This window comes from Burkholderia sp. Ac-20384 (assembly GCF_017104605.1).
GTDB lineage: Bacteria > Pseudomonadota > Gammaproteobacteria > Burkholderiales > Burkholderiaceae > Burkholderia > Burkholderia lata.
Map to the genome: position 1 here is coordinate 1 of NZ_JAAGPE010000068.1, position 23,792 is coordinate 23,792.

Here is a 23,792-nt window from a genome sequence, read left to right on the forward strand (position 1 = left end):
TGTACCGGAACCTGAAACGCACGACGATCGTCGCGCCCGTCGACGGCACGATCGGGCAGCGTTCGGTGCAGGTCGGCCAGCAGGTCGGGCCCGGCGTGCCGCTGATGTCGATCGTGCAGCTCAACCAGCTGTGGATCGAGGCGAATTTCAAGGAAGGGCAGATTCGCCACATGCGCGTCGGGCAGCCGGTCGAGGTCGTGTCGGATCTGTACGGCTCGCGCGTGAGCTATCGCGGCCGCGTGCAGGGTTTCTCCGCGGGCACGGGCAGCGCGTTCTCGATGCTGCCGTCGCAGAACGCGGCCGGCAACTGGATCAAGGTCGTGCAGCGCGTGCCGGTCGTGATCGCGCTCGATGCGCGCGATCTCGCTGCGCATCCGCTGCGCGTCGGGCTGTCGATGCGCGCGACGGTCGACACGCACGACCGCAACGGCCACGCGCTCGACAGCGAGCCGCCGACGCCGGCCGTCAGCACGCGCGTGCACGACGGCGTCGCGAGCGAAGCGGAAAGCGCCGCTGCCGCGATCATCCGCGACAATCAGGGCGGGTAACGCCAGCCCGAGAGAGGGCGGCCGGTCGTCACGACCGGCCCGCCGTGCGGCGCATCACGGCGCGCGCCAGCGCCCCCGGGCGCGTTACGCCGCGCGCCGAACCCTCCCGTCGTTTCCCGCCCGACTTTCGCATTTCCGCCATCGATGTCGGCGCTGTTCAAACGCGTGTCGCGTTTGAGACGTCGGCGCCCCTGCCTCCGGGACTACTCTCGAACAGCACGTTGCGCGTGTGCCGCATGAGCCGGCGCGCCGCGGCGCCATCCAACGAGACATGGAGACAATACGATGAGCAGCAATCGAGGTGTCGTCTATCTTGGACCGGGTCAGGTCGAAGTCCAGAAAATCGATTATCCGAAGATGGTCGATCCGAGCGGCCGTGCGATCGGCCACGGCGTGATCCTCAAAGTGGTCAGCACGAACATCTGCGGTTCCGACCAGCACATGGTGCGCGGTCGCACGACCGCGCCGGTCGGCCTCGTGCTCGGTCACGAGATCACGGGCGAGGTGGTCGAGATCGGCCGCGACGTCGAGACGCTGAAGCTCGGCGATCTCGTGTCGGTGCCGTTCAACGTGGCGTGCGGCCGCTGTGCGATGTGCAAGGACACGCATACGGGCGTGTGCCTGAACGTGAACCCGTCGCGTGCGGGTGGCGCGTACGGTTACGTCGACATGGGCGGCTGGATCGGTGGCCAGGCCGAGTACGTGCTGGTGCCGTACGCGGATTTCAACCTGCTGAAATTCCCCGATCGTGATCAGGCGATGTCGAAGATCCGCGATCTGACCTGCCTGTCCGACATTCTGCCGACCGGTTATCACGGTGCGGTGAGCGCGGGCGTGAAGCCGGGCTCGACGGTCTATATCGCGGGCGCGGGCCCGGTCGGGATGGCGGCGGCCGCATCGGCGCGCCTGCTCGGCGCGGCCGTGACGATCGTCGGCGACATGAACGCGGAACGCCTTGCGCACGCACGCGCGATGGGCTTCGAGACGGTCGACCTGTCCAAGGACGCCTCGCTCGGCGAGCAGATCGAGCAGATCCTCGGCGTGCCCGAGATCGACTGCGCGGTCGACTGCGTCGGCTTCGAGGCGCACGGCCACGGTTCGTCGGGCCATGCGGAGGAGGCGCCCGCGACGGTGCTGAACTCGCTGATGGAAATCACGCGGCCGGCCGGCGCGATCGGCATCCCGGGCCTGTACGTGACGGACGATCCGGGCGCGAAGGACAAGGCCGCGCAGCACGGCAGCCTGAGCATCCGCTTCGGCCTCGGCTGGGCGAAGTCGCACTCGTTCTTCACGGGCCAGACGCCGGTGCTGAAGTACAACCGCAACCTGATGCAGGCGATCCTGTTCGACCGGCTGCCGATCGCGAAGATCGTCAACGTCGAAGTGATCTCGCTCGACCAGGCGCCGGAAGGCTACAAGAAGTTCGACGGCGGCGCGCCGCGTAAATTCGTCATCGATCCGCACGGGTTGCTGGCCGCGTAACGCGACCGACCATCGCGCGGCAATCAAAGGGGCCGGGGCGTTCAAGCGCCTCGGCCCCTTGTGCGTTCGGGAGGTGCGCACTCAGTGCGCGCGATAGCGCCGGGCGAGAAGCTCGCGCGTGGACGATCGACCGGGCGACATTCGCCCGGCTCCGTTCACGGGGTGCGCTCCATCGCGGCGTCGTACTCGCCGCGGCAGGCCGCACCGTTCAGGCGTGCGCGCAGCAGCAGCGCATCCTGCGCGGCGCGTACGTTGGCCGCCTGTCCCTGCCACGCGGCCAGCGGCGGTTCCTGCAGCGCGCGTCCATATGAAAAGCTCAGCAGCCACGGCCGCCCGGCAACGCGATTCATCGCGTCGAGATGCGCCGTCGCTTCCTCCGGCGTCTGCCCGCCGGACAGGAAGAAGATGCCAGGCACTTCGGCCGGCACGGCGCTGCGCAACAGGCGCACCGTCGCCTCGGCGACTTCGGCAGGGGCCGGCTGGGCGGTGTGCGTGCTGCCCGCGACGACCATGCTCGGTTTGAGCAACATGTGCGCCAGCACGACCCGGTGCCGGTGCAGCGCGTCGAACACGGCGTGCAGCACGGCGTCGGTCACCTGCGCGCAGCGGCCGATCGAGTGATCGCCGTCCATCAGCACTTCCGGCTCGACGATCGGCACGACGCCGGCCTCCTGGCAGATCGCCGCATAGCGCGCCAGCGCTTCGGCGTTTGCTTCGATCGCCGCATGGCCCGGCAGCGTGGCGGACACGTTGTACACCGCGCGCCATTTCGCGAACCGCGCGCCTTGCCGCTGGTAGCCGTCGAGGCGCGCCGCCAGCCCGTCGAGCCCTTGCGTGATTTCGTCGCCGGGCGCGAGCGCAAGCGGAATCTTGCCCGCGTCGACCTTGATGCCGGGCACGATCTGCTGGCGAGCGGCGAGTTCGGGCAACGGCGTGCCATCGTCCGCACATTGCCCGAGCGTCTCTTCATACAGGATCACGCCGCTGACGAATTCACCGAGGCCCGGCGTCGACAGCAACAGCGTGCGCCATGCGCGGCGGTTCTCTTCGGTCGATTCGACCGCGATTGTCTTGAAGCGCTTCGCGATGGTCGGCCCGCTTTCGTCGGCTGCCAGCAAGCCTTTGCCGTCCTGAACGAGTGCCTGGATCGTCGCCTGGAGTGCGCTCTCGGTGCTCATGGAATTCCTCCGCTGAAACCGCCACGCGGCCGTGTCGACCGCCCGCTGTTCACTTCGTCACATCGTTACGTCGCCTTCCGATTTCATTCTTTGTCGCGCACCGGCCAGAACGCAAGGCGCGTGCCGTGCCTGATCGGCACGCGCTCGGGTGGCATCGTCCGTGCCGGGGCTGGCGTTAGACGCGCGCAGCGCGATCAGCGGGACGACGCCGAAGTCCGGCGCGCCCATGCGCATGACCAGGAACGACGCGCCCCGGATGGCAGCAAGGGTCACGAGCTGTAGTGCATTCATCGACGACTCCGTTCGGTGGATCGGGCGGCCGGCCGGAACGCGATACGCGATATGCGCCGGCACGGGCGAATGACCCATTGAATGTCACGCGTGAGTCGCGACGCAAACGAGGTTTTGTGACGGGCGGTTCAGGAAAATGAATCGACGGACGCGAGTGGCCGGATTGTTCCTGCGTGCTCAGTGGCCGCGATAGAGCTGCGCGATTTGCGTACTGCCGGCGGCGGCGCGTTGCGCATGCGCGGTGTGCATGCTCACGCGGCGAATGGCGTGCGAGCGATGCGCGGCACTGCGACTGCCTTTCCAGTCCGCCACGCGAACCGTGGCGGCGGTGTGCGACCGGTCGGGGGCGCGCATGGCCGGCGCTGCTTGCGCGACTTCAGTCCGGCCGGCGGATTCGGCGACATCGGGGCGACTGTGTCGAGTGGAGGCCACCTGAGTTCCGTCAGTCAAATGAAACGGATAGACGGGTGCCGGCAAGACGGGCGGCACGGGATCGTTCGACGCGTACAGGGCGGCATGACTCGCCGTAATGCCCGAACTATTCGAACCATTCGAACCGTTCGAACCGCGACAGACCGGATCGGCCTTGCATGTCCGGTCGACCACCACATAGCCGCCGACCAGCAGCACGAGTGTCAGGATGCTCAGGATCGGCGCGCTCGATGCGCGCGGCCGATGGAATGCCGCGTTGCGAAGCGCACGTGCGATGCGCGACGACCACGTATGAAAGGAGTGCGGAGCATGCGTGTCGTTCGATTTCAGGCTGATCGGATCGAACGGCCAGTTCCACCGGCCGCAGACGGGGCAGTGCTCGAGCGCACGGAAGGCCACGAAGCCGCATTCCTTGCACTGGAAGCTGGCAGTGCGCCGGGCTTCGGCGCGCGCGTTCAGGATCGCGCGCCAGTCATCGCGCGCGCGCAGGGTGCGGTTGGGCAGGACTCGCATCGCAGGAAGCGGACGGGTGCCGTCAACGCGGCGAATGCTTGCCGGTCGTCATGATCCTTGCCGGCAAGGCAGCCGACCGACTCGTGCCGGAATCCGGCGGAGCGTGCATCGTCGACGGTCGTTCGCATGCGGTGCTCATGAAGTTCTCCATGACGTCGGGTGCGCGGAACACGTTCGTCCGTGGTGGCCTACCGCTTCATTTTTGGTCGCCGACGCGTGAAACGCAAGGCGCAAGCGGGCGGCCGCGATTCGTCAGATCCGCACTATCCGCACTATCCGTTCTGTCGCTGCCGCGCTGCGAGCGTCCCGATGGTCTGCATCGCATGCTCGACCGCCGGCGTCCACGGCCGGCCGTAATTGAGTCGAAGATAGCGGCGGAATCCGCCGGTCGCGGAAAAGAGCGGCCCCGGCGCGATGCTGACGCCGCTTTCCATCGCATCGCCGAACAGGTGCATCGTATCCACGCGCGGCGGCAGTTCGATCCACAGGAAATACCCGCCGAGCGGCGTGAACACTTCGGTGCCGGCGGGGAAATACGCGCGCACGGCCGCCAGCATCTGCGCCTGGTGCGCAGCGAGATTGCGCCGCAGCTTGCGCAGGAAGCGGTCGTACGCGCCGTCGCGCAGGTAGCTCGAAATCGCCATCTGCGCGGGCACGTCGGCCGCGGGCGCGCTCGCGCCCTTTGCCTGACGAATTTGCCGCACGTAGCGTCCGGCCGCGACCCAGCCGATCCGGAACCCGGGCGCGAGGCATTTCGAGAACGAGCCGCAATGCAGGACGAGCCCGCTGTCGTCATACAGCTTGGCGGGGCGCGTGGGGACCGTCCCGAAATGCAGCTCGCCATACACGTCGTCTTCGATCAACGGCACGTTGCGTGCCGCGAGCAGGTCGATCAGCGCGCGCTTGCGCGCGTCGGTCAGTGTCGCGCCGGTCGGGTTGTGGAACGACGTCATGAACCAGCAGGCGCGCACCGGATGCGTGTCGAGTGCTTTCTCGAGCGCGTCGAGATCGAGGCCGGTGCGCGGGTCGACCGGAATCTCGACGGCCTTCAGGTGCAGGCGCTGCACAGCCTCCAGGACCGCATGAAACGCGGGGCGCTCGATCGCGACGATGTCGCCGGGGCGCGTCAGTGCCTGCAGGCTGAGCGTCAGCGCTTCGAGCGCGCCGGTCGTGATGACGATCTCGTCCATCGGCAACGCCGCGCCCGCATTCAGGTAGCGCAGCGCGATCTGCCGACGCAGCCCGTCATGGCCGGGCGGCGCGCCGGCCAGCAGGGCCGTGCGATCCATGTTGCGAGCGGCCGACGCCATCGCGCGCCACAGGCTGCTCATCGGGAACAGCGAATAGCTGGCGAAGGCCGAGCCGAGCGGAACGATGGTGTCGTATTTGAGCGAGTCGAGCAGCCGGAACAACGTATCGCCGTTGCCCGCTGGCGGGGCAGCCGGTTTGCGCGGCGGTTCATGGCCGAACCGCACGTGCTTGTCTTCGAGGTTCGCAACGAAATATCCGGACCGTGCGCGCGCGACGATCAGGCCCTCGCTTTCGAGCGCGTAGTACGCGCGAAACACGGTGGACGGGCTCACGCCATATGCGCGGCACGCGGCACGCACGGTCGGGATGCGCGCACCGGGGGCCAGATCTCCACGCCGGATCGACTCGGAAATCGTCCGGGCGAGCATCGCATAACGCTTCATGCGTGCCTCAAGTCGAGCAGCTTTGTGCCGAAAAAAGAGTAGCACGGCGCGCGCTGCGCGACAGCCTCGTTATCCCGTGATCCGCTTGTTTTTCACGGGCTCTGATCCTGTTTTTCGGCGCGACTCGCTGGCATGCTTTCGTCCCTCGAGCAATCTTCGTTCCCGACATTGACCGATACGGAATTCACGCTGTCCGCCGGCTGATCCGTGGCCCGTACGCCTGGGCGTGCGAGGTCTAGTCAGCGGTGTCATGACCCTAACCGGAAACCTTCAGCGTGAAATCGAATACTCTCGTCGCGGGCCTCGTGGCCGGCGTTGCCCTCAACCTGTTCGGCGGCGCCGCGCAGGCCGCCTGCATCAGCAATCCACCGACGCAATCCAACACGACGTTCCCCGCCGCATTGACCGGCAAGCTCGTCTATCACAGCTACGTCAAGTACGGCGACGGCACGAGCCAGTTGTTCCTGTACGACTTCTCGGCCCATACGCTGACGCAACTGAGCAAGAGCACGTGGGGCATCACCGATCCGATGAACGGCGTGTTCAGTCCCGATGGCAAGTGGCTCGCATTCATGGGCATCAGCAACGGCGCATGGAACGTGTTCATGCTGCAGCTCGGCACCGGCAATGCGCCGATCAACATGACGAACAGCACGGGCGCCACGCGCAACGAGGACCCGAAATTCAGCGCGGACGGCAAGACGCTCGTGTTCAAGCAGAACGGCGACGTCAAGCAGGCCACGCTGTCGTACACGAGCGCAGGCCCGGTGTTCACGTCGGTCGTGAGCCTGACCAATGCACCAGCGGGCGCCGAGTACTCGATGCCGTTCCTTGCGCCGGACGCGAGTGCCGTCTACTACGCGAGCGGCACCGGCGCGAACATGGGCCTGATGAAGCGCACGCTCGCGACCGGCGCTACGGCCGTGTTCGATAATTCGGCGGGCCTGCAGACCTACTATCCGATCGTGCGTGCGGACGGCACGGTGTTCTACGCGCGCTGGAAGGACACGAGCCAGCTCGACCAGATCTACTCGAAGACCGCGGACCCGGCATCGACGCCGAATCAGTTGGCGCTCAACGACTGCATCAGCAACAACTCCGATCCCGCGCCGGTGAGCGGCACGAACTACCTGTTCTTCTCGTCGACGACGGCGGGCGGCTACCAGCTCTACGTCGGCGACGTGACGACCGGCCAGCGCTGGAGCCTGTCGCAGTTCGGCATGAATGCCGACACGACGAAGGCCAAGCTCGGGTCGAGCTACTACGGCGGCCCGGCTGCCGCACAGCCGACGCTGCTGTCGCAGGGGCACCCGGCGGCCGCGTCGGCGAGCTACAACGCATCGCTCACGCCCGACAAGGCGTTCGACGGCAACACCACGAGCACGCGCTGGGATTCGCCGGAAGGCGCGGGCGTCGATCCGCAATGGATCTCCGTGGATCTCGGTGCGACGAAGACCATCAACAGCATCGATCTCTACTGGGATGCGGGCGCGCTCGTGTACCAGATCCAGACGTCGAACGACAACGTGAACTGGACGACGATCTACTCGACGAACAACGGCGTGTCGTACGGCCACGTGACGCTGCCGAACCTGAACGGGCATGGCCGCTACGTGCGAATGTACGGCACGAAGCGCGCAACGCAGTGGGGTTATTCGCTCGACGAAATGCAGGTGTGGGGATCGTAAGCGCCAAGAAAAAAGCGACCGTCGAGGTCGCTTTTTTTTCATGCGTCAATCGACGCGCAGCTCACGCATGCAGCACATGCGCCGGGAAGGCGGGGCCGGCACTCGCCGCACCCTGCGCAAGCGGCGCGACCTGCTTGCGGCGCTCGCGGGTCGGCGCGACGCCGAACGCGTCGCGATAGCTCTTGCTGAAATGGCATGCCGACTGGAAGCCGCACGCCATCGTGATGTGCATGATCGACATGTCGGTCTGCAGCAGCAGTTCGCGCGCGCGGCGCAGCCGCAGCGTCAGGTAGTAGTGCGTCGGCGTCATGCCGAGGTGTTCGCGGAACAGGCGCTGCAGTTGTCGCTGCGACATGTTCGCGAGCCGCGCGAGCTCCTCGCGCGACAGCGGCTCCTCGATGTTGTTCTCCATCAGCGAGATCACTTCGAACAGCGACTTGTTCGCGGAGCCGAGGCGCGCGACGAGCGGCATGCGTTGCTGCGCGCTCGTATCGCGCACGTGTTCGACGATGAACTGCTCGGCGATCTGCGTGACGCGCGCGGTGCCCACGCGCGCGGCGATCAGGTTCAGCATCATGTCGAGCGGCGCGACGCCACCCGTGCACGTGATGCGGTCGCGGTCGATCACGAACAGTTCCTTCAGGAAGCGCGTGTCCGGAAACTCTTCCTTCAGCGCCGACATGTTCTCCCAGTGGATTGCACACGCGTAGCCCGCGAGCAGCCCCGACTTCGCGAGCGCATAGGTGCCCGTGCACAGGCTGCCGAGCGGGATGCCTGCGCGCGCGAAGCGGCGCAGCGTCGACAGATGGGCGGGCGTGGTCGCACGCTGCACGTCGACGCCGCCGCACACGAATACGATGTCGGGCTGCCCGACGCATTCGGCCGGGCCGGTGTCGACCGTCAGGCCGTTGCTCGCGGTAACCGGGCCGCCGTCCGGGCTGATGACCGACCAGCGGTAGAGCGGCTGGCCGCTCAGGTAGTTCGCCATCCGAAGCACCTCGATCGCATTGGTGAACGCGATCATCGTGAAATTCGGTAACGGCATGAACGCGAAGTGGGACAGCGACGCTGTGCGGTCGGGCGACATGGGGAGCGTTCCTAGAATCTCTAATAGCTTTTCGCCCGAGGCACGGATCGGGCAGCGGTATTGTGTGAGCCAGCGCAACAAGCGTGCCATACGGCTAAACCCTAGCTCCATACGTTGTATGGCTGAAAGCCGCATGCTGCACTGCACCGAATTCGTGATGTGCTGCACCCCGACCGGGCGGCAATCGCACCGCCGGCGTGCCTGTTCATAGGTGAAATGCCGGAGGCCATTTGCTTGGTCATCCGAAAAAGCACGACCGGTCACTTGTATAAAACGGACGCGGATGGCGGAAAAGGCAAAGAACGCGTCTAAATTCATCAATCCGCCGAAAATCCGAACGACAAGAATAGAGCCGTCGGCAGCCTTGTACGGGACGAGCGGGAAACCCAGGCAGGGCGGGCCTTGAGCTTCGGTTTCAGCCCCTTATTCTTCGTCACGGACGCACTATGTCGAACACCCAGCCTTTCTTCTCGCAGCCCCTTGCCGAGCGCGACGCGCCGGTGCGCAGCGCCATCCTGAAGGAACTCGAGCGCCAGCAGTCGCAGGTCGAGCTGATCGCGTCGGAAAACATCGTGTCGCGCGCCGTGCTCGAGGCGCAGGGCTCGGTGCTGACCAACAAGTACGCGGAAGGCTATCCCGGCAAGCGCTACTACGGCGGCTGCGAGTTCGCGGATGAAGTCGAGGCGCTGGCAATCGATCGCGTCAAGCAGATCTTCAATGCCGGCTATGCGAACGTGCAGCCGCACTCGGGTGCGCAGGCGAACGGCTCGGTGATGCTCGCGCTGGCCAAGCCGGGCGACACGGTGCTCGGCATGTCGCTCGACGCCGGCGGCCACCTGACGCACGGCGCGAAGCCGGCGCTGTCGGGCAAGTGGTTCAACGCGGTCCAGTACGGCGTGAACCGCGACACGATGCTGATCGACTACGACCAGGTCGAGGCGCTCGCGCACGAGCACAAGCCGAACCTGATCATTGCCGGCTTCTCGGCCTACCCGCGTGCGCTCGACTTCGCGCGCTTCCGTGCGATCGCCGACAGCGTCGGCGCGAAGCTGATGGTCGACATGGCGCACATCGCCGGCGTGATCGCCGCGGGCCGCCACGCAAATCCGGTCGAGCATGCGCACGTCGTCACGTCGACGACCCACAAGACGCTGCGCGGCCCGCGCGGCGGCTTCGTGCTGACCAACGACGAGGACATCGCGAAGAAGATCAACTCGGCCGTGTTCCCCGGCCTGCAGGGCGGCCCGCTGATGCACGTGATCGCCGGCAAGGCCGTCGCGTTCGGCGAAGTGCTGCAGGCGGACTTCAAGACCTACATCGACAACGTCCTCGCGAACGCGCAGGCACTGGGTGAAGTACTGAAGGCGGGCGGCGTCGATCTCGTCACGGGCGGCACCGACAACCACCTGCTGCTGGTCGACCTGCGGCCGAAGGGCCTGAAGGGCGCGCCGGTCGAACAGGCGCTGGAGCGTGCGGGCATCACCTGCAACAAGAACGGCATTCCGTTCGACACCGAGAAGCCGACCGTCACGTCGGGCATCCGCCTCGGCACGCCGGCCGGCACGACGCGCGGCTTCGGCGTCGCGGAATTCCGCGAGGTGGGCCGCCTGATCCTCGAGGTGTTCGACGCGCTGCGCGCGAACCCGGAAGGCGACCACGCGACCGAACAGCGCGTGCGCCGCGAGATCTTCGCATTGTGCGAACGTTTCCCGATCTATTGATCCCCCCGACCCGACAATACTGGAGCAACACATGAGCACGCTGCATCAAGACAGCATCATCATCGACGGGCTGAACATCTCGAAGTTCGAGAAGCCGGTGTTCGAAGACATGCGCAAGGGCGGCATCACCGCCGCGAACTGCACGGTGTCGGTGTGGGAGAACTTCACCAAGACCGTCGACAACATCGGCGTGATGAAGAAGAAGATCCGCGACAACAGCGAGCTGCTGACGCTGGTGCGCACGACGGAAGACATCTTCCGCGCGAAGAAGGAAGACAAGACCGGCGTGATCCTCGGTTTCCAGAACGCGCATGCGTTCGAGGACAACATCGGCTACATCGAAGCGTTCGCCGACATGGGCGTGCGCGTCGTGCAGCTTTGCTACAACACGCAGAACCTGGTCGGCACCGGCTGCTACGAGCGCGACGGCGGGCTGTCGGACTTCGGCCGCGAAGTGATCACCGAGATGAACCGCGTCGGCATCATGGTCGACCTGTCGCACGTGGGCGGCAACACGTCGTCGGAAGCGATCGCGTTCTCGAAGAAGCCGGTGTGCTACTCGCACTGCCTGCCGTCGGGGCTGAAGGAGCATCCGCGCAACAAGAGCGACGAGCAACTGAAAGAGATCGCCGATGCGGGCGGCTTCGTCGGCGTGACGATGTTCGCGCCGTTCCTCAAGCGCGGTATCGAAGCGAACATCGACGACTACATCGAGGCGATCGACTACGTCGTGAACCTGATCGGTGAAGACGCGGTCGGCATCGGTACGGACTTCACGCAGGATTTCGCGAAGGAATTCTTCGACATGCTGACGCATGACAAGGGCCGCTATCGCCAGCTGACGAACTTCGGCAAGGTGATCAACCCGGACGGCATCCGCACGATCGGCGAATTCCCGAACCTGACGGCCGCGATGGAGCGCCACGGCTGGAAGGAGTCGCGTATCCGCAAGATCATGGGCGAGAACTGGGTGCGCGTGTTCAAGGACGTGTGGGGCGCATAAGCGCCGCGAACGCCGAACCCCCTCAGCGATTCAACATTAAAAGAAATCGGGACGTGCCCGTGCGAGCCGCACGGGCGCGCGGACGATGTCGCGCCTGCGCACTGAGCCGCGCGGCCACTTTCCTCACGGAGTCACACGATGCAACCGCAACTGCCGATCAACGTCGATCCCGATACCGGCGTCTGGACCACCGACGCGCTGCCGATGCTGTACGTGCCGCGCCACTTCTTCACGAACAACCACGTCGCCGTCGAGGAAGCGCTCGGCGTCGAAGCGTATGCCGAGATCCTGTACAAGGCCGGCTACAAGTCCGCTTACCACTGGTGCGACAAGGAAGCGAAGCTGCACGGCCTGACCGGCATGGCCGTGTTCGAACACTACCTGAAGCGCCTGTCGCAGCGCGGCTGGGGCCTGTTCTCGATCATCGAGGCCGATCCGGCCAGCGCGCGCGCGAAGATCGAGCTGCGCCACTCGTCGTTCGTGCTCCAGCAGCCGGGCAAGGAAGGCAAGCTCTGCTACATGTTCGCGGGCTGGTTCGCCGGCGCGATGGACTGGGTCAACGATACGACGCCGGAAGGCAAGGGCGCGCCGCGTGCGCAGTCGAAAGAGGTGCAGTGCGCGGCAGAGCATCACGACCACTGCGTCTTCGAAGTGTCGCCGATCGCGCACTGATGCCCTGACGCACTGATTCACCGAAACACAACAACACCCGCAACACGAGACATTCGAACGCCAGAGGTCGCCAGCGATGCGTTATCCCCACCTGTTCAAACCCATGCAGCTGAACCAGCTGACGCTGCGCAACCGGATCGTCAGCACCGCGCATGCGGAGGTGTATGCCGAGCCGGGCGGCCTGCCGGGCGACCGCTATATCCGCTATTACGAAGAAAAGGCGAAGGGCGGCGTGGGCCTCGCGATCTGCGGCGGGTCGAGCCCGGTGTCGATCGACAGCCCGCAAGGCTGGTGGAAATCGGTGAACCTGTCGACCGACAAGATCATCGATCCGCTCACGCGCCTCGCCGACACGATGCACAAGCACGGCGCGAAGATCATGATCCAGGCGACGCACATGGGCCGCCGCTCGTCGTTCCACGGCGAGCACTGGCCGCACCTGATGTCGCCGTCGGGCGTGCGCGAACCCGTGCACCGCGGCAACGCGAAGATCATCGAGATCGAGGAAATCCGCCGCATCATCGGCGATTTCGCGGCCGCGGCGAAGCGTGTGAAGGCGGCCGGCATGGACGGCATCGAAATTTCCGCCGCCCACCAGCACCTGATCGACCAGTTCTGGAGCAAGCGGTCGAACCACCGCACCGACGAATGGGGCGGCAGCCTGGAGAACCGGCTGCGCTTCGGTATCGAGGTGCTGACGGCCGTGCGCGAGGCGGTGGGCAAGGATTTCTGCGTCGGCCTGCGCATGTGCGGCGACGAATTCCACGAGGACGGCCTCGATCACGAAGCGCTGAAGGAAATCGCGCAAGCGATGTCGGAGACGGGCCTGATCGACTACCTGAGCGTGGTCGGCTCGGGCGGCGACACGCACAACACGATCGCCAACTGCATGCCGCCGATGGCGCTGCCGCCGGAGCCGTTCGTGCACCTCGCGGCCGGCATCAAGTCGGTCGTGAAGATCCCGGTGATGCACGCACAGAGCATCCGCGATGCGGGCCAGGCCGAGCGCCTGCTCGCGACCGGCATGATCGACCTCGTCGGCATGACGCGCGCGCAGATCGCCGATCCGCACATGGTGATCAAGATCCGCGACGGCCGCGAAGATGAAATCAAGCAGTGCGTCGGCGCGAACTACTGCATCGACCGCCAGTACAACGGCCTCGACGTGCTGTGCATCCAGAACGCGGCGACGTCGCGCGAATCGACGATGCCGCACATCATCGAGAAGTCGCGCGGCCCGAAGCGCAAGGTCGTGGTGGTCGGCGCGGGCCCGGCGGGCCTCGAAGCGGCGCGCGTCGCGAAGCTGCGCGGCCACGATGTGGTGCTGTTCGAGAAGAACGCCGAAGTGGGCGGCCAGGTGATGATCGCCGCGAAGGCGCCGCAACGCGAACAGATGTCGGGGATCATCCGCTGGTTCGACATGGAAACGAAGCGCCTGGGCGTCGACCGCCGGCTTGGCGTGGCCGCCGACGAGAAGATGATCATGGCCGAGAAGCCGGACATCGTCGTGCTCGCGACGGGCGGGTCGAGCTTCACGTGGCAGGTGCCGGGCTGGGGCGTGGCCGAGGGTCTGGCCGTCAGCTCGTGGGACATCCTGACCGGCAAGGTCGAGCCGAAGCAGAACGTGCTGCTGTTCGACGGCGTGAGCACGCATGCCGGCGCGGGCGTGGCCGACTTCATGGCGAGCCGCGGCTCGAAGGTCGAGGTCGTCACGCCGGACGTGAAGGTGGCCGACGATTGCGGCGGCACGACGTTCCCGATCTTCTATCGCCGCCTGTACGCATTCGGCGTGATCCCGACGCCGAACACGATGCTCGATCGCGTCTATGAAGAGGACGGCAAGCTGATCGCCGTGCTGCGCAACGAGTACACGGAAGAGCTGGAAGAGCGCGCGGTCGATCAGGTGGTGATCGAGAACGGTTCGTCGCCGAACGACGAGCTGTACTGGAAGCTCAAGCCGGAATCGGTGAACCGCGGCCAGATCGATCCGCACACGCTGTTCGCGGCCGAGCCGCAACCGTGCCTGTCGGAAGAACTCGGCAACGGCCGTTTCCTGCTGTTCCGTGTCGGCGACTGCATCTCGATGCACAACGTCCACGGTGCGATCTACGACTCGCTGCGTCTCGTGAAGGATTTCTAAACAATGAATCCGTCCTTCCTCATTACCGCCCTGTTGTGGCTGTCGGTGGCGGGGCTCGCGTTCGCGGTCGCGAAGCGCTCGTCCTACTGGCGTTTGGGCCGGGCCACCGCGCCGGGCTCGTTCGGCGTCGCGAACCTGTTCGCGATCCCGAAGCGCTACTTCGTCGACCTGCACCATGTAGTCGCCCGTGATCCGTACATCGCGAAGACGCACGTCGCGACGGCCGGCGGCGCGATCGGCGCGCTCGCACTGGTGTTCATCAACTACGGCCTCGCGATCTACTCGCCGTGGCTCGACAAGCTGATCTTCCTGTCGGCACTCGCGATGCTGGTCGGCGCGGTGTTCGTGTGGCGCCGGCGTGCGGCGAAGGACGTGCCGGCACGCCTGTCGCGCGGCCCGTGGAATACGCTGCCCTGGCTGCTCGGCTCGTTCGCGCTCGGCCTCGTGCTGTTCATGCTGGTGCCGACCGGTGCGATGTCGGGTGCGTTCGCGGTGCTCTGCGCCGTGCTGATCGGCGTCGGTGCCTTCACGATGACGGTCGGCGCTGCGAAGGGCGGCCCGATGAAGCATGCGATCGCAGGTCTCCTGCACCTGGCCTTCCACCCGCGCCAGGAGCGCTTCGCGGCCACCCGCGAATCGTTCACCGGCAACGGCACGGCCACGCCGCCGACCGCACTGAAGCTGCCGGACATCGAGCATCAGGAGTACGGCGTCGAGAAGCCGGTCGAATTCCGCTGGAACCAGCTGCTGAGCTTCGACGCATGCGTGCAGTGCGGCAAGTGCGAAGCCGCGTGCCCCGCGTTCGCGTCGGGCCAGCCGCTGAACCCGAAGAAGCTGATCCAGGATCTGGTCGTCGGGATGGCGGGCGGCACCGATGCGGCCTACGCGGGCAGCCCGTCGCCGGGTCTCGCGGTCGGCCAGCATCGCGGCGAGCCGAACGGCCCGATCGTGTCGGGCCTGATCGAAGAGCAGACGCTGTGGTCGTGCACGACCTGCCGCGCATGTGTGCAGGAATGCCCGATGCTGATCGAGCACGTCGACGCGATCGTCGACATGCGCCGCAACCGCACGCTCGTGCACGGCACGGTGCCGGGCAAGGGCCAGGAAGTGCTCGCGAACCTGCGCGAGACGGGCACGATGGGCGGCTACGACACGGCCGCGCGCTACGACTGGTCGGTCGACCTGAGCGCGCCGGTTGCGCAACCCGGCAAACCGGTCGACGTGCTGTTCGTCGCGGGTGAAGGCGCGTTCGACATGCGCTACCAGCGCACGCTGCGCGCGTTCGTCACGGTGCTGAACAAGGCGGGTGTGGACTACGCGGTGCTCGGCTCGACCGAAACCGATACGGGCGACGTTGCACGCCGGCTCGGCGACGAAGCGACGTTCCAGCAAATGGCGAAGCGCCTGATCGGCACGCTCGGCACGCTGTCGTACAAGCAGATCGTGACGGCCGACCCGCACGTGATGCACAGCCTGCGCAACGAATACCGTGCGCTCGGGCTGCGCGTGACGGTCAAGCACCACACGACCTACCTCGCGGAGCTGGCCGACAGCGGCAAGATCGCGCCGAAGGCCGTCGAAGCGCTTCAGGACAAGCGCACCACGTATCACGATCCGTGCTACCTCGGCCGCTACAACGGCGAGACGGAAGCGCCGCGCAAGCTGCTGAAGACGATCGGCATCCAGGTCGTCGAGATGGAACGCAACGGCATGCGCGGCCGCTGCTGCGGCGGTGGCGGCGGTGCGCCGCTGACCGACATCCCCGGCAAGCAGCGCATTCCCGACATCCGCATCGCCGACGCACGCACGATCGGCGCGGACGTGGTCGCGGTTGCCTGCCCGAACTGCACGGCGATGCTCGAAGGCGTCGTGGGCCCGCGCCCCGACGTGCTCGATGTGGCCGAACTCGTTGCCGCCTCGCTGGAGTGAATCGATGAATACGATCAAACGAATCGATCCGCGCCGGCCGTTCATCATCACGGCCGCCGGCCTGAAGCGCATCACGCTTGGCGAGGAAGGCAGTGCCGATGCGAACGCCGTGCACGGGTCCGCGCACGGTCATGGCGCAGCGGCTGCGAAGCCGCGCCGCGCGGTGCAGGATCCGAAGCACGTGATGCTGGTGGTCGCGCACAGCGAACGTGGCGCGCTCGACGATCATTCGCGGCAGGCAATCGCTGCCGCCGCGCTGCTTGCCGATGCGCAGACCGAAGTCGCACTGCTCGCGTTCGGCGAACTGAAGGACGACGCGGCCGAACTGGGCGTCGACAAGCTGCTGGAACTCGCCGGTTTCGATCGCCGTGCGTTCGACCCTGAAAGCGAATTGCAAGCGCTGCAGGCCTGCGTGGCGGCACTCGCGCCGAAACACGTGTTCGTGCCCGACAACGCGACGGGCGACGGCGATCTTGGCCGGCGTTATGCCGCGGCCGCCGGTGCGAGCGTCGCGACGCACGTCGTCGAGATCGACGCGAAGCATGTCGGCGCGTATGCGCAGGCCGGGCGCGCGTTTGCCACCCGAGCACTGCCCGACGTGATCCTGCTCGCGCAGAACGCGGTCGACGCGAAGCTGCCGTTCGTCGGCGCAGGTGAGCGTCTGGCCGCCGACTTCATCCGGCCGGCCCACGACGCAGCGCAGCCGTACCGCGATCTCGGCCTCGACGAAATCGACGCGGCGCAGGTCGCGCTTGAGGAAGCCGATTTCATCGTGTCGGCCGGCAACGGTGTGTCCGACATCGGCGCGTTCGAGCGGCTGGCCGGTGCGTTCGGCGCGGCGATCGGCGCGAGCCGCGTCGCGGTCGACAACGGCCACTTCACGCGCGACAAGCAAGTCGGCGCAACCGGCAAGACGGTCGAAGCGAGCGTGTACATCGCGTTCGGCATCTCGGGCGCGGTGCAGCACCTGCAGGGGATCAAGGACTGCCGCCACGTGATCGCGGTGAACCTCGACGGCAGCGCACCGATCGCGAAGCGCGCGAACCTGACGGTGGTGGGCGACGCGCAAGGCACGATTGTCGCGCTGATCGAACAGGTGCAGGCCGCGCGCGCCGCGCGTGGCGAATCGCCGGCCGCGGTCGGCACCCGTGAACCGGAAGGAGTTGCCGCATGAACGCCCCCCGTCCCTTGCAACGCATTGCGGTGCTCGTGTCCGTCGGCCGCCATCCGGTCAGCGGCGTCGCGCGCTACAGCCGCAACGACGCGGCCGCGCTCGAAACCGGCCGCCAGCTTGCGGAGCGGCATCGCGCGAAGCTCGATGTGATCCATGCCGGCGACCCCGCGAATGCGGCGCTGGCCGAATATCTCGCGCTCGGCGCACGGGAGGTCGAGGTGCTGGCCTGTCGCGACGGCGACGATGCCGTGCATGCGCTCGCCGCGCGCGTCGAGGACTACGACCTCGTGCTGACCGGCACGCGCGCCGAGGGCGCGTACGACACCGGCATGCTGCCGTATCGCATCGCCGCGACGCTCGGCTATCCGCTGGTCGGCTCGGCCGTCGACGTGACGGTCGAAGGCGGTCGCGTGGCCGTCCGGCAATTTTTGCCGAAAGGGCTGCGGCGGCGCGTCGATGCGGCGCTGCCGGCCGTCGTCGCCGTCCATCCGCTCGCCAATGCCGAGCCGCGCTATGCGTATGCGCGGCTGCGTGCCGGCGCGATCCGGCCCGCGCTCGCGGCGCCCGGCGCGGATGCCGATGCGGCCGCGTGGACGGTCGGTCCGATCGAGCGTAAACCCGTAAAACTGGTCGCCGCCGAGAAGCGCTCCGGGCATGCCCGGATGCTGTCCGCGACGACGACCGAAAGCCGTGGCGGCAACGTCGTAAATGAAGGGAGTTCGGTCGAAAAAGCACAAGTGATCCTCGCGTATTTGCGCGAGCATCAGCTCATCGACTACTGATTTTGATGCCTGTCGGCAAGAACCCAGGGATGCAAGGAATCCGGAGCAAACGATGAAAGTATCGGCAGACATTCGTGCATTGATCGAGCGGCGCAAGGAAGGGCACAGCCTCGACGCACCGTTCTACACGAGCGAGGACATCTTCGCGCTCGACATGGAGGCGATTTTCCGCCAGCACTGGATCCAGGTGGCGATCGAACCGGACATTCCGGAGCCGGGCGACTACGTGACCGTGGAACTGGGGAACGATTCGATCCTGATCGTGCGCGACGACGACATGGCGATCCGCGCGTTCCACAACGTGTGCCGTCACCGCGGTGCGCGCCTGTGCAACGAAGACAAGGGCTCGGTCGGCAACATCGTGTGCCCGTACCACAGCTGGACCTACAACCTGACGGGCCAGCTGATGTTCGCCGAGCACATGGGCGAGAAGTTCGATCGCTGCAAGCACAGCCTGAAGTCGGTGCACGTCGAGAACCTCGCGGGCCTGATCTTCATCTGCCTCGCCGACGAGCCGCCCGCCGACTTCGCGCAGCTGCGCGCCGAGATGGAGCCGTACCTGCTGCCGCACGATCTGCCGAACACGAAGATCGCCGCGCAGATCGACATCATCGAGGAAGGCAACTGGAAGCTCACGATGGAGAACAACCGCGAGTGCTATCACTGCGTCGCGAACCATCCCGAGCTCACCATCTCGCTGTACGAATACGGTTTCGGCTACCAGCGCTCCGACGCCAACGCCGAAGGCATGGATGCGTTCGCGGAAACATGCGTGCGACGCGGGAAGGAGTGGGCCGAAATGGGCCTGCCGTCCGAAGAGATCGAAAAGCTGCTCGACGTGACGGGTTTCCGCACGCAGCGCCTGCCGCTCGATCGCCACGGCGAATCGCAGACGCTCGATGCGAAGGTCGCGTCGAAGAAGTTGCTCGGCGGCTTCGACAAGGCCGACCTCGGCGGCCTGTCGTTCTGGACGCAGCCGAACTCGTGGCATCACTTCATGAGCGATCACATCGTGACGTTCTCGGTGATCCCGCTGTCGGCCGGCAAGACGCTCGTGCGCACGAAGTGGCTCGTGCACAAGGACGCGAAGGAAGGCATCGATTACGACGTGAAGAACCTCACGGCCGTGTGGAACGCGACCAACGACCAGGATCGCGCGCTCGTCGAATTCTCGCAGCGCGGCGCGACCAGCAGCGCGTACGAGCCGGGCCCGTATTCGCCGTTCACGGAAGGTCTCGTCGAAAAATTCTCGGCCTGGTACATCGGCCGACTCGCCGAAAAAACCGGCGAATAGCACCCAGCAGCGTAAAGCGGAGTCACTGATGAAACAACCCCCACGCTCACTTTGCTCGCTGCCCCCCGAGGGGGCGGCCAACCTCCTTGGGGCGGCCCGGCGGAGGTTGTCATGATGCGAGATGCGGCCAACTTCGAGCCGACGGACAGCCGGGTGACGCGCCCGGCGTTCTGGAATGGCCTTCCCGAGCGCTGGACGAGCGACGTCGAGGAAACGCTGGTGTGCTGCCACGTGCGGCAGGAAACGCACGACGTGAAGAGTTTCTTCTTCCGTTCGCCGCAGGGCCGCTCGTTCTCGTTCGAGCCCGGGCAGTTCCTCACGCTCGAGCTCGACATCGACGGCGAAACGATCAACCGCTGCTACACGATCTCGTCGTCGCCGGCGCGGCCGCACACGGTGTCGATTACCGTGAAGCGCGTGCCGGGCGGCAAGGTGTCGAACTGGCTGCACGACAACCTGCAGCCGGGTGCACCGGTGCGCGTGCTCGGACCGGCCGGCGAATTCACGTGTGCACGGCATCCGGCGCGCAAGTACCTGTTCCTGTCGGCCGGCTCGGGTGTCACGCCGCTGATGTCGATGAGCCGTGCGCACCATGATCTCGCGGAAGATCGCGACATCCTGTTCGTGCACAGCGCGCGCACGCCGGACGACATCATCTTCGCGCGCGAGCTCGACCTGATCGCGTCGAACCACACGAACTTCCGCACGTCGTTCGTCGTCGAGCGCGTCGGTGCGCGCACCAACTGGCCGGGCGTCACGGGCTTCCTGACGCTGCCGCTGCTGAAGCTGATCGCACCGGATTTCATGGAGCGCGAAATCTTTACGTGCGGCCCCGCGCCGTACATGAAGGCCGTGCGCGACCTGCTCGACGAAGCCGGCTTCGAGCGCAAGCAGTATCACGAGGAGAGCTTCTCGTTCGAAACGCTCGCGCAAACCGCAAGCGACGAGCTGCTCGCCGATCTCGCCCCGCCGGCCGAAGGCGCCGACACCGACACGAAGCAGTACACGGTCAGCTTTGCCAAGAGCAATCGCGAGATTTCGTGCGGCTCGGAGCAGCACGTGCTGGATGCGGCGCGCCAGTCGGGTGTGCGGCTGCCGGCCTCGTGCACACAGGGCATGTGTGGCACCTGCAAGGTGAAGCTCGTGTCGGGGCAGGTGGAAATGAAGCACAACGGCGGTATCCGCCAGCGCGAGATCGATCAGGGGATGGTGCTGCTGTGCTGCAGCAAGCCGCTGTCGGATCTCGTGATCGACAAGTAGTCGCAACACGCCATCGGCGGTCCGGACGCGTCGCGCCCGGACAAGCATCCGTCGGAAAACAACGATACCGCGGATTTGTGGTTGAAGAACCTAGAGAGACAACGCGCGCAGGCGCATATCAAGGAGATCGACCATGAAGCTGTTCGGAAAACTGTTGTGGACCGGCGCACTGTCGGCAATGGTGGCGCTGAGCGCGTCGGCACTCGCCGATACGAAGCCCACGCTGAAGATCGGCTACGTCGAAGGCTGGGACGACAGCGTGGCGACGTCGAACGTCGCAGCGCGCGTGATCGAGAAGAAGCTCGGTTACCAGGTTCAGCTCGTGCCGGTGGCCGCCGGGATCATGTGGCAGGGTGTTGCGCGCGGGGATCTCGACGCCACGCTGTCGGCATGGCTGCCGGTCACGCACGGCTCGTACTGGGGTGAATACAAGACGAAGGTCGTCGATCTCGGCGCGAACTTTCCCGACGCGAAGATCGGCCTGATCGTCCCCGATTACGTGAAGGCGAAGAGCATCGACGATCTGAACGCGGAAAAGAGTGACTTCAGCGGCCGCATCGTCGGCATCGACGCGGGCGCGGGGGTGATGCGCAAGACCGACGATGCGATCAAGAGCTACGGCCTGAACTACACGCTGATGCCGAGTTCGGGCGGTGCGATGACGGCCGAGCTGGCGCGCTCCGTCGGTTCGAACAAGCCGGTCATCGTGACGGGCTGGGCGCCGCACTGGATGTTCGCGAAGTGGAAGCTGCGCTTCCTCGAGGATCCGAAGAAGGTGTTCGGTGGCGCGGAGCACGTCGACAGCGTCGTGAATCCGGGGCTCGAAACGAAGGCGAAGCCGGTGGTCGCCTTCCTGAAGAAATTCCAGTGGAAGCCGGGTGAAATCGACAGCGTGATGCTGGCGATCCAGAACGGCTCGAAGCCGGAAGCGGCCGCCGATGCGTGGATCGCCGCGCACGCGGATCGCGTGAATGCGTGGACGGAAGGCGTGCAGTAAGCCGGCGATGAATCGCCTCGATAAATAGATAAAGAGACAGTCCGGGAAGAGTCGGTAGTAATGCGAAATAATCGTACTGCGACACGGCTCTATCCCGGAATTATTTTTTTGATTCTGCAAAAAAGTGCGTAAGTTGTTACACTAGCGCCCTTGTGCGGAGTCATCACAGGAGGAATTGGATGAGTCAGGCAGGACTGCGTGCGAACCGCACCAGTGATGTTGAGGCAACCATCTCACATGATTCGACGGGCCACACGCTGCATCGTGGCCTGACTTGGAAAGACGCTTTTTGGGTGACGAGCGGCGTGCCGGCTGGCGTGCTGTTCACGATCGGCGGCGTATGCGCGACGATCGGCCAGCCCGCGTGGGCGATCTGGATCGCCGCGATCACGATGGGGCTGGTTCAAAGCGCGACTTATGCGGAAATATCGGGGCTATTTCCCCATAAATCGGGCGGCGCGTCCGTGTACGGCGCGATCGGCTGGGTCCGTTACAGCAAGCTGATCGCCCCGGTTTCCGTGTGGTGCAACTGGCTCGCGTGGTCGCCGATGCTCGCGCTCGGCTGCGGCCTCGCGGCGAGCTATGCGCTCACGAGTCTCTTTCCCGCCGACGCGGCGGTGCTGCACTGGCAGCTCAAGGTTGCGGATCTCGGGTTCATCAAGCCGGGTCTGTCCCTGCGGATCAATGCGACGTTCATCATCGCGACGATCCTGCTTCTCATTACGTTCAAGCTTCAGCATAGCGGTGCATCGAAGGCTGCGCGCACGCAGCGCATTCTCGGCATCGCGTCGCTTACGCCGCTGTTGATCGTCGGCATCGTGCCGTTCATCACGGGCGACGTACCGATGTCGAACCTGCTCCCGCTGCTGCCGCTCGGTCACGACGCGCATGGCAATCTCACGGCCGCGACGTTCGGCTCGTGGAACGGGCAGGGCGTCACGATGGCGCTCGGCGCGATGTTCATGGCCGGCTGGGCGTCGTACGGCTTCGAGACGGCTGTCTGCTACACGCGTGAATTCCGCGATCCGCGTCGCGATACCGCCAAGGCGATCTTCTGGTCGGGCGCACTGTGTCTCGTCGTGATGACGCTCGTGCCGTTGGCGTTCCAGGGCGCGCTCGGCACGCAGGCGATGCTCGATCCGTCGATCGGCGACGGCACCGGCGTCGCGGCTGCGATGGCGAAGATCGTCGGCGGCGGCGCATGGGTCGCGAATGCGGTCGTCGTGATGCTGATGCTGTCGATCCTGCTGATCGTGATGACGTCGATGATGGGCTCGTCGCGCACGCTGTACCAGGCGTCGGTCGACGGCTGGTTGCCCAAGTACCTGTCGCACGTGAACGAGCACGGCTCGCCCACGCGCGCGATGTGGACCGATCTCGGCTTCAACCTCGTGTTGCTGATGATGTCGGACTACATGACGGTGCTGTCGATCTCGAACGTCTGCTACATGCTGTTCGTATTCCTGAATCTTCAGTCGGGCTGGATCCACCGGATGGATCGCGGCAACTGGGATCGGCCGTTCCGCTGCCCGACGTGGCTGCTCGTCGGCGGTTCCATCTGCGGCTACGCGAACCTCGTGTATGTCGGCGCGGGTGCGAACCTGCAGGGCGACGGCACGCTGCGCAACGGGCTGATCGCGATGCTGCTGATCGTGCCGGTGTTCCTGTTCCGCCACTACTGGCAGGATCGCGGCCGCTTCCCCGCGCAGATGCAGCGCGATATGGAACTGGAAGTGCCGAAGCGTGCGATGTGGCTGAACCTGATGCCTTACGTTGCGCTGATCGGTGCAGGGCTGACGATTTGGTTGTCGTATTACTTTGCTTGGGTGAAATGAGCACATAGCCCTTGCTCGTCGCGTGATGACCCCGGAAACCGCACACGGGGTCGTTGCGCGGCGCCGCACGTC

At 65.8% G+C, this 23,792-nt stretch carries 18 protein-coding genes and 1 pseudogene; 14 read left to right on the forward strand and 5 right to left on the reverse strand.

Annotated features, from left to right (window positions below):
• Together G3O00_RS15585 and fdhA are read left to right on the forward strand one after the other, a co-directional pair.
• The coding region (locus tag G3O00_RS15585) for an HlyD family efflux transporter periplasmic adaptor subunit (RefSeq protein ID WP_206143501.1) at positions 1-548 on the forward strand (548 nt) is incomplete at its 5' end.
• A 285-nt stretch (positions 549-833) separates the two neighbouring features.
• Positions 834-2,030, forward strand: coding sequence for a formaldehyde dehydrogenase, glutathione-independent (fdhA, locus tag G3O00_RS15590; protein WP_206143502.1), 1,197 nt, complete (start codon positions 834-836; stop codon positions 2,028-2,030).
• A gap of 155 nt (positions 2,031-2,185) precedes the next feature.
• Here fdhA and G3O00_RS15595 read toward each other — a convergent pair whose 3' ends face one another.
• The 4 genes and pseudogenes from G3O00_RS15595 to G3O00_RS15610 all read right to left on the reverse strand — a co-directional run bounded on the left by G3O00_RS15595 (position 2,186) and on the right by G3O00_RS15610 (position 6,138).
• Entirely contained in the window at positions 2,186-3,208 is a 1,023-nt protein-coding gene (locus tag G3O00_RS15595) for a class I fructose-bisphosphate aldolase (RefSeq protein ID WP_206143503.1), read from the reverse strand.
• A gap of 171 nt (positions 3,209-3,379) precedes the next feature.
• Positions 3,380-3,499 (reverse strand): annotated as a pseudogene (locus tag G3O00_RS15600) (EamA/RhaT family transporter); the annotation flags it as partial.
• Positions 3,500-3,676: 177 nt separating this feature from the next.
• Positions 3,677-4,444, reverse strand: a complete 768-nt coding sequence (locus G3O00_RS15605) for a hypothetical protein (RefSeq protein ID WP_206143504.1) — start codon at positions 4,442-4,444, stop codon at positions 3,677-3,679.
• Positions 4,445-4,716: 272 nt separating this feature from the next.
• Positions 4,717-6,138 (reverse strand): PLP-dependent aminotransferase family protein, encoded by a 1,422-nt coding sequence (locus G3O00_RS15610; protein WP_206143505.1) that lies wholly within the window; start codon positions 6,136-6,138, stop codon positions 4,717-4,719.
• A gap of 275 nt (positions 6,139-6,413) precedes the next feature.
• Between G3O00_RS15610 and G3O00_RS15615 the strand changes: the two genes are divergently transcribed.
• Positions 6,414-7,826, forward strand: coding sequence for a discoidin domain-containing protein (locus G3O00_RS15615; RefSeq protein WP_206143506.1), 1,413 nt, complete (start codon positions 6,414-6,416; stop codon positions 7,824-7,826).
• 61 nt (positions 7,827-7,887) lie between these two features.
• Here the strand turns inward: G3O00_RS15615 and G3O00_RS15620 are convergent, their stop codons facing one another.
• Positions 7,888-9,003, reverse strand: coding sequence for a GlxA family transcriptional regulator (locus tag G3O00_RS15620; RefSeq protein WP_011354179.1), 1,116 nt, complete (start codon positions 9,001-9,003; stop codon positions 7,888-7,890).
• A 356-nt stretch (positions 9,004-9,359) separates the two neighbouring features.
• On the opposite strand from G3O00_RS15620, the gene G3O00_RS15625 reads away from it, so the two are divergent.
• The 11 genes from G3O00_RS15625 (at position 9,360) to G3O00_RS15675 (ending at position 23,720) form a co-directional block, all read left to right on the forward strand.
• Positions 9,360-10,634: a serine hydroxymethyltransferase gene (locus G3O00_RS15625; RefSeq protein ID WP_011354180.1), complete on the forward strand. Its 1,275-nt coding sequence runs from the start codon at positions 9,360-9,362 to the stop codon at positions 10,632-10,634.
• 31 nt (positions 10,635-10,665) lie between these two features.
• Positions 10,666-11,637, forward strand: coding sequence for a dipeptidase (locus G3O00_RS15630; protein WP_174931264.1), 972 nt, complete (start codon positions 10,666-10,668; stop codon positions 11,635-11,637).
• A gap of 138 nt (positions 11,638-11,775) precedes the next feature.
• The gene (locus tag G3O00_RS15635) at positions 11,776-12,309 is read left to right on the forward strand and encodes a DUF5943 domain-containing protein (RefSeq protein ID WP_006488993.1); all 534 of its coding nucleotides are present in this window, start codon (positions 11,776-11,778) and stop codon (positions 12,307-12,309) included.
• Between the two features lie 76 nt (positions 12,310-12,385).
• Positions 12,386-14,449 carry an NADH:flavin oxidoreductase gene (locus G3O00_RS15640; protein ID WP_011354182.1) on the forward strand — a complete coding sequence of 688 codons (2,064 nt, stop codon included), beginning with the start codon at positions 12,386-12,388 and terminating at the stop codon, positions 14,447-14,449.
• 3 nt (positions 14,450-14,452) lie between these two features.
• Positions 14,453-16,378, forward strand: coding sequence for a (Fe-S)-binding protein (locus G3O00_RS15645; protein WP_206143507.1), 1,926 nt, complete (start codon positions 14,453-14,455; stop codon positions 16,376-16,378).
• Between the two features lie 4 nt (positions 16,379-16,382).
• Complete coding sequence (locus G3O00_RS15650) at positions 16,383-17,552, forward strand: electron transfer flavoprotein subunit alpha/FixB family protein (RefSeq protein ID WP_206143508.1); 1,170 nt, start codon at positions 16,383-16,385, stop codon at positions 17,550-17,552.
• Positions 17,549-18,334: an electron transfer flavoprotein subunit beta/FixA family protein gene (locus tag G3O00_RS15655; protein WP_011354185.1), complete on the forward strand. Its 786-nt coding sequence runs from the start codon at positions 17,549-17,551 to the stop codon at positions 18,332-18,334. Before G3O00_RS15650 ends, G3O00_RS15655 begins: the two co-directional genes overlap by 4 nt.
• 52 nt (positions 18,335-18,386) lie before the next feature.
• Positions 18,387-19,628 (forward strand): aromatic ring-hydroxylating dioxygenase subunit alpha, encoded by a 1,242-nt coding sequence (locus G3O00_RS15660; RefSeq protein ID WP_011354186.1) that lies wholly within the window; start codon positions 18,387-18,389, stop codon positions 19,626-19,628.
• 111 nt (positions 19,629-19,739) lie between these two features.
• Entirely contained in the window at positions 19,740-20,888 is a 1,149-nt protein-coding gene (locus G3O00_RS15665; RefSeq protein WP_011354187.1) for a hybrid-cluster NAD(P)-dependent oxidoreductase, read from the forward strand.
• 133 nt (positions 20,889-21,021) lie between these two features.
• Positions 21,022-21,885: a glycine betaine ABC transporter substrate-binding protein gene (locus tag G3O00_RS15670; protein WP_206143509.1), complete on the forward strand. Its 864-nt coding sequence runs from the start codon at positions 21,022-21,024 to the stop codon at positions 21,883-21,885.
• 179 nt (positions 21,886-22,064) lie between these two features.
• Entirely contained in the window at positions 22,065-23,720 is a 1,656-nt protein-coding gene (locus G3O00_RS15675; protein WP_174931269.1) for an APC family permease, read from the forward strand.
• Positions 23,721-23,792 lie beyond the last annotated feature (72 nt).